The sequence below is a fragment of the Henriciella sp. genome, assembly GCF_049649345.1.
GTDB lineage: Bacteria > Pseudomonadota > Alphaproteobacteria > Caulobacterales > Hyphomonadaceae > Henriciella.
In genome coordinates, this window is the sequence record NZ_JBARZC010000466.1 from 1 (window position 1) to 1,677 (window position 1,677).

Genomic DNA, 1,677 nt, shown 5'->3' on the forward strand with positions numbered 1-1,677 from the left:
TGACTATATAAGTCCTGCGATTTCCATTGCAGCATCTATCCTGCGTCTTGTGGCTTCGTCCGGGCCGACAATGGGAAGGCGCGTTTCGTCCGAGCAAAGGCCAAGCTTGGCGAGTGCATATTTTGCAGGCCCCGGTGAGGGTGAGAAAAAGAGCGCCTTGTGTAGGGCGATGAACTTTTTCTCGATGTCGCGGGCTGTCGCGAGGTCGCTCTCGTCCATCGCAGCATGCATTTTGACCATCTGCTCTGGCGCGACATTGGAGGTGACCGAAATGCAGCCCGTGCCGCCCATGGCACGGTAGCCGAGCGTCACCGGATCCTCGCCGCAAATCTGGACGAATTGCTCGCCCTCAAGGCCCGCAGCATGCAGGCTCACACGCGCAAGATCACCGGTTGCATCCTTGATGCCGACAATGTTGGGATGACTGCCAAGCCGGATCACCGTGTCCGGCTGCACATCAGAGACAGTGCGGCCCGGCACATTGTAGAGAATGATCGGCAGGGCAACCGTATCTGCAATCGTCCTGAAATGAGCCTCTAGACCTGCCTGGTCCGGCCGGTTGTAATAGGGGCAGACACAGAGCGCAGCATCTGCGCCGGCGTCTTTCGCGTGCTGGACAAGTCCGATCGCTTCATGTGTCGAGTTGGAGCCGGCACCCGCAATGACCGGGACACGGCCAGCCGCCACCTCGATGCAAAGTGAAACAACATCGCGGTGTTCTTCGTGGCTGAGCGTTGCCGTCTCGCCTGTCGTGCCACATGGCACAAGGGCGCCGGCGCCCGCTTCGATTTGACGTTCGACGAGATCGGCAAATGTTGTCCTGTCTACGGCCCCATTCTTGAATGGGGTGACCAGAGCAGGGATGGAACCATGGAACATCGTAATCTTGCCGCGATTTATATGTTGAACATTGAAACTGGATTCTAAGCTGCGTGTTTGGCACGCCGCGAAGTTTAAGGAAACAGGACAGGGCTTTATGCGCGTTAGCACATCAAGGGCAACTCTTGCAGCAGTAATGCTGGGATCAATCGCAGCAGGCGCTTCAGCTGCGATACCGACGACGCCCAGCTTGAAACCGGAGCTGATTGCCGCCTCGCAGGTCGCCTCAACCCATGATGCCGGCCTTCTTCGGGATGCGCTGAATGCGGTTGAAAGCGGCAACTGGTCAACCGTGCGTTCGCTGGAAGCACAGGCCCGGGATGAGACAGTCCGCCAGCTGATTCTGTGGTATCGCGGGCGCGGTGACGTGCTCATGTCGTTCGATGAGCTGGACAATCTTCTCAACACGCAGGGCGACTGGCCGCAAATGCGGTCTGTCCAGGTCCGCGCTGAAGAGGCCGTTGCGCTGTCTGCGCTGTCGTCTGAGCAGCGAATCGCCTGGTTCGAGAGCATTGGCGGGCCGATTTCGGGCTCAGGCCGGCTTGCACTGGCCGAAGCCTATCGCCGGACAAATGATTATGAGAGTGCGGTCGAGGTGATCCGCAATGCCTGGCACGGCAATACGCTGGACAGCTCGGAAACCGCCGATGTCCTGTCGAGCTATGGCAACAGCCTGACGCAGGAAGACCATCAGAAACGCGCAGACTTCCTGATGTGGACCGCGCAACGCACGGCTGCCTCGCGCCTGAAGCCCTATCTGAACGCGGACTGGAAAGCGCTGATCGAGGCGCGCATCCG

1 protein-coding gene and 1 pseudogene are annotated in these 1,677 nt (G+C 59.2%); one reads left to right on the forward strand and one right to left on the reverse strand.

Annotated features, from left to right (window positions below; genetic code table 11):
- Nucleotides 1-3: 3 nt before the first annotated feature.
- Nucleotides 4-879, reverse strand: a complete 876-nt coding sequence (gene dapA / locus WA989_RS12840) for a 4-hydroxy-tetrahydrodipicolinate synthase (RefSeq protein ID WP_424340887.1) — start codon at nucleotides 877-879, stop codon at nucleotides 4-6.
- A 136-nt stretch (nucleotides 880-1,015) separates the two neighbouring features.
- Here dapA and WA989_RS12845 point away from each other — a divergent pair.
- Nucleotides 1,016-1,677: pseudogene (locus tag WA989_RS12845) on the forward strand (hypothetical protein); the annotation flags it as partial.